The sequence below is a fragment of the [Eubacterium] eligens ATCC 27750 genome (genome assembly GCF_000146185.1).
Classification (GTDB): Bacteria; Bacillota; Clostridia; order Lachnospirales; family Lachnospiraceae; genus Lachnospira; species Lachnospira eligens.
Map to the genome: position 1 here is coordinate 889527 of NC_012778.1, position 14268 is coordinate 903794.

Consider the following 14268-nt stretch of genomic DNA (forward strand, 5'->3'; position numbering starts at 1 on the left):
ATGAAGAAGAAAATATTAATAATAGCGTTAGTATGTATATTGGCGGGAGTGGCAGCGTTCTATATAGTTAAAGTCAATAAGATGTATCCACAGGGAAGTGTCACTGAATATGAGATTAATGAACAGGTTGAACTTAGCGGATATTCGGCTTGTGTTAACAGCTATAAGGTCATGTCAATTGATGATTTTATGAATGAGTATGGAATTGATAAACGAAAAGACAGAAGTGATACACAGGATGAAATATACGTTATGGTTGCGCAATGTACTTTAGATATAACGGGAGAGATGAAAGGATTTCCTTATGCAGATATCAGACTGGCATCGGGAGCTTTCTCACAGGGAATATCTAATGATTATATAAGAGATATTAACAAAGATGTTAATTTTTCTAAGTTTGAGCAGGGGACAAGCATTACTGTAGATGTACCTTTCCTTATCCACAGCATATCATTTCCTCACAGCATAAATGCTGATAAGCTGAACAAAGAAGAATGGCAGTTGTATTTCTCAGTAACTCCGGGTAAGTATGTGAGAATGGGTAAATAATATGTGGAATGAATTGAGAAGAAGATATGTTAACAGGGAAATGTTGTTCTGGCTTGCGGGAGCAGTTATTTCACAGGAAGTTCTGCTTACGGTTTTCTTAAGAACTTTACAGAGAAATGTGTCGGGAACACCGTGTGTATTAGATGTATTGACCTGTATGTCACAGAATTATGTGTTTCCGCTGATGATGATTATAGCAGCTGTCTGTAATCAGAGAATGATGAAATGCGACAGAGATCCAATGATAATTCTGAAATACAGTTCGAGAGCAGGAATATATCTGTGGCAGAGTATCTGTACGATAGTGTATTCGGCAGTGTTGTCATTAATATATGAACTGGCTGCAATTGCATATGCATCAACTAAGTTTGATGTGTTTTTTAACTGGAACAGTTATTCAAGTTATAAATTAATGAATCTGGATGTATTGCCGGCAGGTGAGGTAACAAGCATACAGGTAATGTTTGTTTACTGGATATTAATGGCTTTGATGATTGCGATAACATGTTTTATAGGAATTATATTTGAAATAATATTTTCGTCAGATGTTATATCAGGTGTGGCTGTTATTATATTTGCAGGAGTAGATATATTTATACCGCTTACCTACCATAAGCTGATTATATTCGGGGCTGCATGGTATAGTTCCGGAGAGTGCGCCAGAAAGCTTGGCATAGCTGCTTTAATTATGGCTGTTCTGATTATTGCAGGTCTTATTCTTCAAAGAAAGCGTGAGTATTATGAATATAAAAAAGAAGATGAGTAACAAAAGTATAAGAGGCGTTATATGGCATGATATTGCAAGAGGTTTCTATGCTGACAGATTCAGATATTTAATCGCTGTTCTTATGCTTGCCGGAGTGCTGATAATATTAGGAAATCATGAATTCGGAATGATGGATACGATATTCTTTATTCAGGGCGGTTATGATCCTGTTCTTATTATTAAGGAGGGAAAGATTGTATTTCCTTTTGTATGGATGCTGATTCAGTTTCTTGTTCCATTCATGATATACAGTTATTGCAATGATGACTGTGAAGGCGTAGGAATTGATTTTCTTATGAAATGCAGAAGCAGAAGGTTGTGGTGGAACAGTAAATGTCTGTGGAACTGCCTGACTGTGCTTTCTGTATATGCAATTCAGTATGCAACAGCATTTGTATATGGATTATGCAATGGAAACCTGAGTATGAAGATTAATTATGAGCTTTTTGAAAAGATTAGTAATAAATCTGTTCCGGATAATGCGGCAAACGTGTGGATTATAGTGTATATGCTTGTAATGCCGGTTGTTGTTTCTTTGGTAACAGCACTGGTTCAGATGACAATCTCCATGTTTACGAATCCGATGATTGGCATGCTCGCAGTTATGGCATGGAATGTTATGTCAGTATTTATAAACAATCCGCTTATGATAGGAAATAATTCGATGGTGGTAAGAAGCAGTGTGTATAATGCACAGAGAATACAGGTATGGCAGTCAGCTGCGGTATGCATTGTTGTGTATATTGTCGTGTATGTGGTTGGAATGATTGGATTTAATAAAAAAGATATTCTTGTGAGGGAGGATTAAAACATGTATATTAAAATAACAGATGTTAATAAAACGATTAAGAAAGCACCAATATTAAGGGATATCAATCTGGAATTTACAGGTGGAAAAGTATATGGATTAAGAGGAAAGAATGGTTCAGGAAAGACTATGCTTATGCGTGCAATATGCGGGCTTATTACTCCGGATTCGGGAATAATTGATATTAATGGAAAGATACTTGGAAAAGATATCTCATTTCCGGAAAGTATAGGCGTGTTAATTGAGAATCCTGCATTTATAGGTAATTATACAGGATTTAAGAATCTTAAGGTGCTGGCATCTATTCAGAACAGAATTGGTGATGAACAGATAAGAAAGGCACTTGAAGATATCGGACTTGATCCGGATGACAAGAGAACTTACAGAAAGTATTCTCTGGGAATGAAGCAGAAGTTAGGAATTGCGGCAGCAGTTATGGAAAATCCTGATATTATTATTCTTGACGAGCCGATTAATGCACTTGATGATGTCAGTGTTGAGAAGGTTCATGATATATTAGAAGAACAGAAGAAAAGAGGAGCGGTAATAATTATTGCATGCCACGATAAGGAAGAACTTGACCAGCTATCTGATGAGATTATAGAGATATCAGATGGCAGAATTATCAATAAAACCTGTTAGTAGTATCATTACATAGTACTGGCGTAATGTTACAAAAATGTAATGTTCCGTAATATTGAACAAACGACACCGGATTAGTTAAGTGGTAAAACATAATTAATCTATATGAAAGGAATTAATTATTATGGAAACAATACTTAAGATTGATAACATTGAAAAGTATTATGGAAACAAATCAAGTCTTACCAAAGCGATTGACAATATTTCGTTTGAGGTTGGAAAGGGAGAATTCGTTTCTATAATGGGAGCGAGCGGTTCAGGAAAGACGACGCTTCTTAACTGTATATCAACACTTGATAAGGTGACTACAGGTAAGATATATGTCGGAGACAACGAAATTACACAGTTAAAGGGCAATAAGCTTAACAAGTTCAGAAGAGAGGAGTTAGGCTTTATCTTTCAGGACTTTAATCTTCTTGATACTTTAACAGCATTTGAAAATATTGCACTGGCGCTTTCTATACAGAATGTTCCGTCAAGGGAGATTGAATTAAGAGTAAGACAGACTGCAAGAGAGCTAGGTATTGAAGATGTATTAAACAAATATCCTTATCAGATGTCAGGCGGACAGAAGCAGAGGGTAGCAAGTGCAAGAGCCATTATTACGAACCCAAAGCTTATTCTTGCTGATGAGCCGACAGGAGCGCTTGACTCAAGGTCATCAAGGATGTTACTTGAGAGCTTTAATTTTCTTAATACTGAGCTTTCGGCAACAATTCTTATGGTAACCCACGACGCATTTACTGCAAGCTACGCAGGCAGAGTGATATTTATCAAGGACGGTAAAATCTTCAATGAGATACGCAGAGGCGAATCTACAAGAAAAGAATTTTTTGATAAAATCATTGATGTTGTGACATTGTTAGGAGGCGACCTTAATAATGCTCTTTAAGATATCTTTAAAGAACATCAGGAAGAGTTTAAAGGATTATACCGTCTATTTCTTCACTCTTATTCTTGGTGTTGCAATATTTTATGTGTTTAATGCAATTGACAGCCAGAGCGTTATGCTTGATGTAAGAGCAAATGTGATGGATATTATCAAGCTGATGAATGACATTCTTTCAGGAGTAAGCGTATTCGTATCGTGCATACTTGGATTTCTGATTATATATGCAAGCCGTTTTCTTATTAAAAGACGTAATAAGGAGTTTGGCATATATCTTACACTTGGAATGAGCAAGAGAAAGATTTCAGTGATTCTTTTCTTTGAGACACTGCTTATTGGCATTGTTTCACTTGTGGCAGGGCTTGTTATTGGCACAATCCTTTCACAGTTTATGAGCGTGATTGTTGCTAATATGTTTGATGCTGATATGACTAAGTTTAAATTCATATTCTCAATGAAGGCATGCGTCAAGACTTTAATATATTTTGCAATTATGTATGTGTTAGTTATGATATTTAACACATTCAGTATCAGCAGATGTAAGCTTATTGATCTTCTCAATGCAGGTAAGAAAACTGAGAAGGTTACCATGAAGAACCCGGTTGTCTGCACAATAGTATTCGTCATAGGTGTTGGTATTCTTTCTTATGCATACTGGATGGTTACAAGGGGTGTTAAGTCAATAAATATCATTAATAAAATAGGTATTCCTATTGCACTTGGATGTGTTGCAACATTTTTAATATTCTGGTCAGTCTCAGGCTTTATGATAAGAATATTCACAAGTATTAAGAGTGTGTATTATAAAGGTGTGAACAGCTTTGTGTTAAGGCAGTTCTGCAGCAAGATTAACACTACTGTATTCTCGACAACTGTTATATGTATCATGCTTTTTATTACAATAAGCGTGCTTTCTGCAGCACTTTCAATGAAGGATTCGCTTTCAAAGGATCTGGACAGTATGTGTCCTGTTGATGTACAGCTTGCAAAATATTCATATGATGCGATGAGCGAGGCATATGCCACATCACAGAATATGAATGAAAAAGACAGGGAAATGCTGGAAGATTCCAAATTAAGTATAATAGAAACGCTTAATAACAGTGGATTTGATGCACAGAAGTATTTTAAGGATGTTGTAGAATATAATATATACAACACCGGATTGACAGTTAAAGATACAATAGGGGATATTAATACAGATGATTATCAGTTTATGGCAGATACTATTATGCCGGTAATGACTATTGGCGATTATAATTCTGTTGCAAGACTGTATGGTAATAGTACGTATGAACTTAATGACGATGAATATATTATAGTGGCAGATTATAAGAACATGGTTATGATAAGGAATCAGGCATTAAAGAAAGGAATTACATTATCTGTCAATGGAAAAGAGTATAAACCAAGATATAGTGAATGCATGGATGGTTTTGTACAGATTGGTGTTCAGAATATGAATGATGGGATTCTTGTTGTGCCTGATAATGCGGTAAAACCACAGCAGGTACGTAATATGGGACTTAGTGCTGACTATAGGGCAGACACTAAGGAAGAAAGATATTTTATTGAAACACAGTTAGACAATTTAATGAAAAATATATCATTTAAGAAGAGCTTCATTAGCTGGAATTCCAGAATTGACCTGGCTGAAAGCAGTGTCGGGCTTGGAGCGTTAGTTACATTTATTGCCTTATATTTAGGAATTATATTCCTTATAAGCAGTGCGGCAATTCTTGCTTTGAGAGAATTGTCAGACAGTGCAGACAATAAGGAACGATATGGAATGTTAAGGAAGCTTGGAGTAGATGAGAGAATGATTGATATGGCGCTTTTTAAGCAGATTGGAATATTTTTTGCGTTTCCGCTGATTCTCGCACTTATTCATTCTGTGTTTGGAATTAAGTTTATTAACATAATTCTTGCAACTATGGGAATGAGTTCAATGGCAGCGTCTATAGGGCTTACGCTCGCATTCGTTGCTGTTATTTATGGAGGATATTTCCTTATAACTTATCTGTGCAGCAGAAGCATTATAAGACCTGTAAGATAAGTTTTTCATTATTTCATTGTTTTTTTAATATGTTTCTGTTATAATGTTCACATAGAAGTTGTTCGTGAACAACATGGAGGAATTTAATATGGAAACTAATATTTTGATAGAGAGTGGAACTAATGAGTTAGAGGTTCTTGAATTCACAATAGGGAATAATCATTATGGTATTAATGTTGCCAAGATTAAAGAGATTGTGCCATATAGTCCGGTTACACCGGTTCCGAATGCACATCCTAGTGTAGAAGGAATATTCATGCCAAGAGATTTAATGATAACAGTTGTAGACCTTGCTAAGGTTATTAAAAGTGCTCCTTCAGGAGATATTTCGAAGGATATGTTTATTATAACTAATTTCAACAAATTGAATGTCGCTTTTCATGTACATACAGTTGTTGGAATCCACAGAGTATCATGGGCTGATATTATTACTCCAGATACAACAATAAGTACTGCTGACAACGGAATTGCCACAGGAATTGTTAAGATTAACGGTCAGCTTATTATTATTCTTGACTTTGAGCGTATTGTATCAGATATAAGTCCGGAGACAGGTCTTAAGACTTCTGATATTCTCAAGCTTGAAGGCAGACCAAGAAGTGAAGCACATATTGTCATAGCAGAGGATTCACCTCTTCTTATTAAGCTGATATCTGATTCACTTGTTAAATCAGGTTATGATAATCTTACATTATGTCATAATGGTCAGGAAGCATGGGATTTTATATCAGATGCCAAGGCAGGAAAAGTACCGCTTGATATAGACTGTGTTATCACTGATCTGGAGATGCCGCTTATGGATGGCCACAGACTTACAAAGCTTATTAAGTCTGATGACAAGTTAAAGAATATTCCGGTTGTTATATTCTCATCACTTATTAATGAACAGATGAGAGCAAAGGGAGAATCACTTGGTGCAGATGTCCAGTTGTCAAAGCCGGAAATCGGACTGCTTGTATCAGAAATAGATAAATTACTCAGATAATTTTCTTCATTTTACACTTCCTCTTATGGGACGCCGCCTGACATGGGGGCGTCCTTTTTTGCGCGAGCAGCGATGAGAGAAGATATGGAAAGTTCACAGTTGTGCTTGCACAAACTGTGAACTTTATATAGATTCTCGAGGAGCGCCGCGACAATGCCAGAACATAGTTCTGGCATATCGTTGCTCGCGCAAAACAGGTAGCGATGACAACCCTCTCAAAAGATGTTATAATCATATGGTTATGAAATGGAGGTACTTATGATTTATAATGATTTAATTGATGATATAAAGAGTGCTGATTATGTACTTTTTGGCTTGGGGAAAGAAATATATTCTTCTGATGATACAGAAATATATGACAATTTGAAAAAGCTGTTTGCATCTATGGAACATGTGAATTACTTTATTGTGTCTACTGATAAAGCTGGTACGATCAGGAATTGTGGACTTAATGAAAGAAGAATTGTCTGTCCGGTCAATGAAAATAATGCTGAAGAAGAGGAGAAACAGTGGGATTTCTACAATAAATGGCTGTCATCCTCACTTGCAAAGAAGCTGGTTATTGTGGAACTGGGAGAAGATTTTTCTAACCCTAATGTTATAAGATGGCCATTTGAAAGAATTGTGATGATTAATCAGAAGGCTAAGATGTATCGTGTTCACAGTACATTTTACCAGATTCCTAAGGAAATCGGGGACAGGGCATGTGCTTTTGAGATGAATGGAGCACAGTTTATAAAAGAACTTGTAAAATGTTGTTAATAAGCAATGTTTATGTTAATATTTTAATGTATTTTGATTTCAGGAGGTGAGAATTTTGTCTGATAAGGAAGAAGATTATCTGGATAAATTGCTTGATTCGATTAATGAAAAGGAGCAGGCAGATTCTCAACAGGAAAAACCTAAAAGTGAATGGCAGCAGGAGATTAAGGAGAAAGATCCGGAAGAGATAGCCCGTCAGGTAAGGGAGAAAATAGAATCAGAAAATGCTGGTGAAGAAGATACAGAGGAAAAAAAGGATGCTATGGCTGAAGAGGCGGTAGATAAGATGTTAGAGGATACACCGGTTGAAGAAGCAGCTGGAGCAACTATAACATCTGATGATGATATGGAATTGTCGGATAATGACATGAAAAGACTTATGAATATGAATCTTGATGATTTGATTGAAGATGTCAAGTCTGATACTGACAGCATTTCAATAGATGATTTGTTAAATCCTGATGAGGAACTTAAAAATGCGGAAGCAAAGGCACAGGCTCAGGCGTTGGAAGAAGCACAGACTGAAAAAGGAAAAACAGATCTTAAAGAAAATAAAGAAACTGTTAAGGTTGATGAGAGTAAAATAAAGCCAGAAAAACCCAAAAAAGATAACTTTTTTAAGAAGATAAAGAAAGTGTTTTTTGATAGTCTTGAGGATGAGAGTTCTGATGATGATAATTCAGATAATGGCAATGATGGAAATATTTCACAACAGGAAAAGGTTACAGATAAGCAGGAAACTGGTGATGGAGAACCTAAGGATGAGAATGAACAGATAATAAAAGATGTATTCGGTAATAAGAATACACTCGATGATTCAGAAGCACCTAAGAAAGGCTTTTTTGCAAGATTCAGGTATAGGCTCGCCCAGATGAAGGCAAAAAGAATAGAAGAGGAAAAAGCAGAAGAAGAGGCTGAAAGACTCGATGATGAAGAAAAACAGAAAAATAAAGAGTTAAAAAAGGCTGCAGCTATAGAAAAGAAAGAAAAGAAAAAGCAGGCGGCAGAGCAGAAGAAAGCAGCAAAGACTAAAAAAGAAAAGCAGCCTAAGCCTAAGAAAGAGAAGAAAACTAAAGAACCTCCAAAACCGGGGGATATTCTTAAAATTAAGCCAGTCTCATTAATTATGCTTGCTTTTTTTGTTGCTGGAGTTGTAGTGCTTGTCTGTGTGTTGAATTCGGCTTTATATTATAATACTAATTCTTCACAGGCTAAGACATATTATAATAATGGTGAGTATGCCAAAGCTTATTCCAAGCTTAATGGAATGAAACTTAATTCTAATGATAAGACGCTGTATGAGCAGGCATCAACTATAATGTATGTCAGAAGACAGTATGATTCTTATAATAATTATATGAGTCTTAATATGAAAACTGAAGCATTAAATGCATTGATTAAGGGAATAGACAGATATAATACATATCGTTCATCAGCACAGGAACTTGGAATTGATGATAAGTTTAAGGCAGAATATCAGAATGTAATTGATGCTTTACAGAATACATTTAAGATATCTGAAGCACAGGGAATATCACTGGCAGATATGTCAAACAGTGATTTTACTAACTATTACTTAAAAATAAAGGAATACGGAAAGGCAGTACAATGATAGCTATTATTGACTATGACGCAGGTAACTTAAAGAGTGTTGAAAAGGCTCTGGTATCATTAGGAGAGGAAGTTTTAGTCTCAAGAGATTCAAGTGAAATCTTACAGGCTGATAAGGTTATTCTTCCGGGAGTTGGTTCATTTGGTGATGCAATGAACAATCTTGATAAGTTCGGACTAGTTGATACTATTAAGAAGGTGACAGGTAATGGAACCCCATTCCTTGGAATATGTTTGGGATTACAGCTTTTATTTAAGGAAAGTGATGAGACTCCGGGGGCGGAGGGACTTGATATTCTTCCGGGAAAGATATTAAAGATTCCTGCTAAGGATGGTTTCAAGATTCCGCATATGGGATGGAATTCTCTTGATATTAAGCCTGAAGCGAGACTTTTTAAGGGACTTGAAGGTAATCCGTATGTGTATTTTGTACATTCTTATTATCTTAAGGCAGCAGATGAGGGGATTGTGGCAGCAACTACGGAGTATACTACACATATTCATGCTTCGGTTGAAAGCGGCAATGTGTTTGCATGCCAGTTCCATCCTGAAAAGAGCAGTGATGTCGGACTTAAGATATTAAAGAATTTTGCGTCATTATAATTGCTAAAAGGAGTTGCTGATGTTTACTAAAAGAATTATACCATGCCTTGACTGCAAGGATGGAAGAGTTGTCAAAGGAACTAATTTTGTTGATTTAAGAGATGCAGGGGATCCTGTAGAGGTTGCATCAATGTACGATAAATCAGGTGCAGACGAACTTGTATTTCTTGATATTACAGCTTCAAGTGATGGAAGAAACACAACTGTTGATCTTGTAAGAAGAGTGGCAGAAAGAGTGTTTATTCCGTTTACTGTAGGCGGTGGAATACGAAGCACAGATGATTTTAAGGTACTTTTAAGAGAAGGTGCTGATAAGATATCAATTAATTCGGCAGCTATTATGAATCCACAGCTTATATCTGATGCAGCTGATAAGTTTGGAAGCCAGTGTGTTGTAGTTGCAATTGACGCAAAGAGGAATAGTGATGGTCATTGGAGCATATATAAGAATGGCGGAAGAGTTGATATGCATATGGATGCTGTAGAATGGGCTATGAAGGCAGAAAAGCTCGGTGCAGGAGAGATTCTTCTTACAAGTATGGACTGTGACGGAACGAAAGCCGGATATGATATTGAGCTTACTAATACAATTGCGTCAAATGTATCAATACCTGTAATTGCTTCAGGCGGTGCAGGCAGTAAAGAACATTTTCTTGATGCATTTACTAAGGGTAAAGCAGATGCAGCACTTGCAGCTTCACTATTCCATTATAAGGAACTTGATATTATGGAGCTTAAGAAATACCTTGCAGATAATGGTATTCCTATGCGTATGTAGGAGGATATGGATATGTCAATGATAGATAATGACTGGCTTCCTGCTATTAAGGAGGAATATTCCAAGCCATATTACAAGGAATTATTTACATTTGTTAAGAATGAATACAGCAAATATGTTGTATATCCTCCGGCAGATGATATATTTAATGCGTTTCATTTTACACCGCTTAGTAAGGTTAAGGTACTGATACTTGGTCAGGATCCTTATCATAATGTACATCAGGCACATGGACTGTCTTTTTCAGTACTTCCGGGAGAGGAAGCACCGCCTTCACTTAAGAATATATATAAAGAACTGCATGATGACTGTGGATGTTATATTCCTAATAACGGATATCTTAAGAAATGGGCCGACCAGGGAGTGCTTCTGCTTAACACAGTGCTTACTGTAAGAGCACATCAGGCTAATTCACATCAGGGACACGGCTGGGAGCAGTTTACGGATGCAGTTATTAATGCTGTCAATATGCAGGACAGACCTATTGTGTATATGCTGTGGGGTTCGCCTGCACAGAGAAAGGCATCAATGCTTAATAATCCGAAACATCTTATTCTTAAAGCACCACATCCGAGTCCGTTATCTGCGTACAGAGGCTTTTTTGGCTGCAGACATTTCAGCCAGTGCAATGAATTTTTAAAGGCTAATGGGGTAGAACCGATTGACTGGCAGATTGAGAATATATAATACACTTGATTTTTTAACAAATATTATGTATTATCAATTCTGTTTATTATTAAATTAAATAGGAGATAGTATGTTAAAAAAGTATTTGTATATTTTTCTTATTTCTATGGTTCCACTTATTGAGCTTAGAGGTGCAATTCCTGTATCACAGGGATTCCAGTTACCATTGTTACAGTCATATATTGTGTGCGTAATAGGTAATATGCTTCCTGTACCGGTTATTTACCTTTTTGCAAGAAAGGTTCTTGAGTGGGGAAAGGATAAGAAATATATTGGAAAGTTCTTTACTTTCTGTATTGAAAAAGGACACAAGGGTGGAGAGAAGCTTAAGGAGAAGGCTGGAAGAGGTCTTTTTGTAGCATTATTACTTTTTGTTGGAATTCCGCTTCCGGGAACAGGTGCATGGACGGGAACACTTGCAGCAAGTTTTCTTGATATGGGATTTAAGAAGAGTGTAATAGCAGTTTTGTTAGGAGTTTTACTTGCAGGAGTGATTATGGGAATCGCAAGTGCGGGAGTATTTACAGCAATTTTTAGTTTTGCATAAGATTATTAATTAGCTTGAAATCCAGTATTTAAGCGCTTTTTTGAAGATTTTGAATGATTATTGTAAAAAATATTAAAAAAATTCAAAAAAGTGCTTGACGGATTACGATAATTGAGTTAAGATATCTTTGTTGCTGCGGTACACAACTGCAAGACAACGAAAGCTATGGCTTGTTGGTCAAGAGGCTAAGACGCCGCCCTCTCACGGCGGAATCAGGGGTTCGATTCCCCTACAAGCTACTATATGTGATACGGAAAGAGTGGGCAGAGATGTCCACTCTTTCGTTCATATATAAGAAAACTGAATACTTTTAGAAAGGGTGAGTACTGCATGGGAAAAAGAGAAAGCTATGAAGCTAAGACAACAGAACTTATACAGCCGGTTGTTGAAGCTAACGGCGTGGAACTTTTTGATGTTGACTACGTGAAAGAAGGCAGCGACTGGTATCTGCGTGTCTACATTGACAAAGAAGGCGGAGTTACTATTGATGACTGCCAGAATGTGAGCAGAGCTTTCAATGAGATACTGGACAGGGAGAATTACATTGATGACCAGTATATATTTGAGGTAAGTTCTCCGGGTCTTACAAGACCTCTTAAGAAAGAGAAGGATTATGAAAAGAGTATTGGCAGAATGATTGAGATTAAATTATTCAGTCCTGTTGATAAATCTAAGGAATATTCCGGGGTTCTTAAGGAATATGATAAAGATACGGTAACAATCAGTATTGATGATGTAACTAAAACATTTGACAGAAGTAATCTGGCTATGATCAGATGGGCATTTGTAGATGAAGTATAATATATTTTTGGAGGAAATTAAAAGCAATGAATAAGGAATTAATTATGGCACTTGATGCTCTTGAGAAGGAGAATGGAATCGATAAAGAGATTATGTTTGCAGCTATCGAGAAATCTCTTATGGATGAGTACAAGGCTGAGTTTGATAAGGCTGATAACGGTCGTGTTGAGTTAGACAGAAGAACAGGTGATTTCCACATTTATTCTGACAGAACTGTTGTTGAGGAAGTTATTGTTCCAGAGAACAGAGAGAATAAGAAAGAAAAATATGTATCAGGTACTGATATTGCATTAGAAGATGCCAGAAAGATTAAGCCTGACTGCCAGCTTGGTGATGTTATTACTGTTGAAGTAAAGTCTGAGGAGTTCTCAAGAAAGGCTGCCAAGAATGCTAAGAATACTATTGTGCAGACTATCAGAGAGCAGGAAAAGAATGCTCTTTATAATGAGTATCATTCTAAGGAGAAGGAACTTATTACAGGTATTGTGCAGAGAGTTGCTGACAATGGTGATCTTACAATTGATCTTGGAAGACTCCAGACAGTTCTTAAGGCTGATGACAAGTTCAAGGATAAGAAGTTTGTGCCAGGCGATAGAATTAAGTTATATGTTGTTGATGTAATTAACAGAGAAAAGGGTGGTCCTGTTGTAAGAGTTTCAAGAAAGTCACAGGAGCTTGTTAAGAAACTTTTTGAAGAAGAAGTTACAGAGATTAAAGATGGCGTTGTTGAAATCATGGGTATTGCAAGAGAAGCCGGCTCAAGAACTAAGATGGCAGTAAGAGCCAATGTTGCAAATGTAGATCCTGTAGGTGCATGTGTCGGTATTAACGGTGCAAGAGTTAAAGCTATTGTTAATGAACTTGGCAATGAGCAGATAGATATCATTGAGTGGGACAGCAATTCAGCACAGCTTATCGTTAACGCATTAAGCCCTGCAAAGGTTGTTTCAGCAGTAGCTGATGATGAAGAGAAGAAGGCTAAGATTGTTGTTTCTGAGCAGCAGCTTTCTTTAGCAATTGGTAAGCAGGGACAGAATGTAAGACTTGCTGCAAAGCTTACAGGATATGGAATTGATATTAAGAGCGAGGCTGAACCTGAAGAACATACAGAAGAAGAGAACTTAGAAGAAGAGTATGTTGAACCATCTGAATTAAGCCTTGATGAAGAATAATTATTAGGAGTGATGCATAGTGGCTACAGTAAAGAAGATTCCACAAAGACAGTGTATTGGCTGCGGTCAGATGAAGGATAAGAAGGACTTAATCCGTATTCTGAAGACACAGGATGAATCAATTGTTATAGATGCTACAGGCAGGAAGAATGGCAGAGGGGCTTATATATGTGCGAATGAAGACTGCCTGTCTAAAGCATTTAAGAATAAGGGACTTGAAAGGTCATTTAAGATGGCAGTAGATTCTGCTGTCTATGATGAGTTAGCAAAGGAGCTGAATAATATTGGAAAATAAACAGAAAATCCTTAATATGATTGGACTTGCGCAGAAAGCCGGAAAGGTTGCAAGCGGAGAGTTTTCAACAGAGAAGGCTGTTAAAACCGGAAAGGCATACACAGTTATTGTTGCAGATGATTCTTCAGATAATACTAAGAAAATGTTTACAAATATGTGTACTTATTACAAGGTTCCGATACATTTTTTTAGTGACAAGGTGAGTGTTGGCCACGCGATAGGAAAGGAATTCCGCGCATCACTGGCAGTCCTTGATGAAGGATTTGCAAAGACCATAGAAAAATATTTTGAACAGGGTTTAGAATAACAGCAGTGCT

17 protein-coding genes and 1 tRNA gene are annotated in these 14268 nt (G+C 36.7%); all 18 read left to right on the plus strand.

What is annotated here, in order from left to right; translation table 11 throughout:
* The 18 genes from EUBELI_RS04205 to EUBELI_RS04290 all read left to right on the plus strand — a co-directional run bounded on the left by EUBELI_RS04205 (window position 1) and on the right by EUBELI_RS04290 (window position 14258).
* Window positions 1–549, plus strand: a complete 549-nt coding sequence (locus EUBELI_RS04205; protein ID WP_147345942.1) for a hypothetical protein — start codon at window positions 1–3, stop codon at window positions 547–549.
* A gap of 1 nt (window position 550) precedes the next feature.
* A complete protein-coding gene (locus EUBELI_RS04210; protein ID WP_012739116.1) occupies window positions 551–1315 on the plus strand; it encodes a hypothetical protein in 765 nt (254 codons plus the stop codon).
* Window positions 1290–2123, plus strand: coding sequence for a hypothetical protein (locus EUBELI_RS04215; protein ID WP_012739117.1), 834 nt, complete (start codon window positions 1290–1292; stop codon window positions 2121–2123). Before EUBELI_RS04210 ends, EUBELI_RS04215 begins: the two co-directional genes overlap by 26 nt.
* A gap of 3 nt (window positions 2124–2126) precedes the next feature.
* Entirely contained in the window at window positions 2127–2765 is a 639-nt protein-coding gene (locus EUBELI_RS04220) for an ATP-binding cassette domain-containing protein (protein WP_012739118.1), read from the plus strand.
* A 124-nt stretch (window positions 2766–2889) separates the two neighbouring features.
* Window positions 2890–3657 (plus strand): ABC transporter ATP-binding protein, encoded by a 768-nt coding sequence (locus EUBELI_RS04225; RefSeq protein WP_012739119.1) that lies wholly within the window; start codon window positions 2890–2892, stop codon window positions 3655–3657.
* Entirely contained in the window at window positions 3647–5710 is a 2064-nt protein-coding gene (locus EUBELI_RS04230) for an FtsX-like permease family protein (RefSeq protein WP_012739120.1), read from the plus strand. The genes EUBELI_RS04225 and EUBELI_RS04230 overlap by 11 nt, the downstream gene beginning before the upstream one ends.
* Before the next feature lie 88 nt (window positions 5711–5798).
* The gene (locus EUBELI_RS04235) at window positions 5799–6695 is read left to right on the plus strand and encodes a chemotaxis protein (RefSeq protein WP_041688060.1); all 897 of its coding nucleotides are present in this window, start codon (window positions 5799–5801) and stop codon (window positions 6693–6695) included.
* A gap of 258 nt (window positions 6696–6953) precedes the next feature.
* On the plus strand, window positions 6954–7457 hold the full coding sequence (locus EUBELI_RS13560) for a hypothetical protein (protein WP_049777885.1): 504 nt from the start codon (window positions 6954–6956) through the stop codon (window positions 7455–7457).
* 55 nt (window positions 7458–7512) lie between these two features.
* Entirely contained in the window at window positions 7513–9069 is a 1557-nt protein-coding gene (locus tag EUBELI_RS04245) for a hypothetical protein (protein ID WP_041688062.1), read from the plus strand.
* Window positions 9066–9671: an imidazole glycerol phosphate synthase subunit HisH gene (gene hisH / locus EUBELI_RS04250; protein WP_012739124.1), complete on the plus strand. Its 606-nt coding sequence runs from the start codon at window positions 9066–9068 to the stop codon at window positions 9669–9671. Before EUBELI_RS04245 ends, hisH begins: the two co-directional genes overlap by 4 nt.
* Before the next feature lie 19 nt (window positions 9672–9690).
* The gene (gene hisF, locus EUBELI_RS04255; protein WP_012739125.1) at window positions 9691–10449 is read left to right on the plus strand and encodes an imidazole glycerol phosphate synthase subunit HisF; all 759 of its coding nucleotides are present in this window, start codon (window positions 9691–9693) and stop codon (window positions 10447–10449) included.
* A 12-nt stretch (window positions 10450–10461) separates the two neighbouring features.
* The gene (locus tag EUBELI_RS04260; RefSeq protein WP_041688063.1) at window positions 10462–11136 is read left to right on the plus strand and encodes a uracil-DNA glycosylase; all 675 of its coding nucleotides are present in this window, start codon (window positions 10462–10464) and stop codon (window positions 11134–11136) included.
* Window positions 11137–11206: 70 nt separating this feature from the next.
* The gene (locus EUBELI_RS04265) at window positions 11207–11683 is read left to right on the plus strand and encodes a COG2426 family protein (RefSeq protein WP_012739127.1); all 477 of its coding nucleotides are present in this window, start codon (window positions 11207–11209) and stop codon (window positions 11681–11683) included.
* Window positions 11684–11850: 167 nt separating this feature from the next.
* A tRNA-Glu gene (locus EUBELI_RS04270) sits at window positions 11851–11922 on the plus strand.
* Between the two features lie 91 nt (window positions 11923–12013).
* Complete coding sequence (gene rimP, locus EUBELI_RS04275) at window positions 12014–12484, plus strand: ribosome maturation factor RimP (protein ID WP_012739128.1); 471 nt, start codon at window positions 12014–12016, stop codon at window positions 12482–12484.
* 26 nt (window positions 12485–12510) lie between these two features.
* Complete coding sequence (nusA, locus tag EUBELI_RS04280; protein ID WP_012739129.1) at window positions 12511–13656, plus strand: transcription termination factor NusA; 1146 nt, start codon at window positions 12511–12513, stop codon at window positions 13654–13656.
* 19 nt (window positions 13657–13675) lie between these two features.
* Window positions 13676–13951, plus strand: coding sequence for an RNase P modulator RnpM (rnpM, locus tag EUBELI_RS04285; protein ID WP_012739130.1), 276 nt, complete (start codon window positions 13676–13678; stop codon window positions 13949–13951).
* Window positions 13941–14258 carry a L7Ae/L30e/S12e/Gadd45 family ribosomal protein gene (locus EUBELI_RS04290; RefSeq protein ID WP_012739131.1) on the plus strand — a complete coding sequence of 106 codons (318 nt, stop codon included), beginning with the start codon at window positions 13941–13943 and terminating at the stop codon, window positions 14256–14258. The genes rnpM and EUBELI_RS04290 overlap by 11 nt, the downstream gene beginning before the upstream one ends.
* Window positions 14259–14268 lie beyond the last annotated feature (10 nt).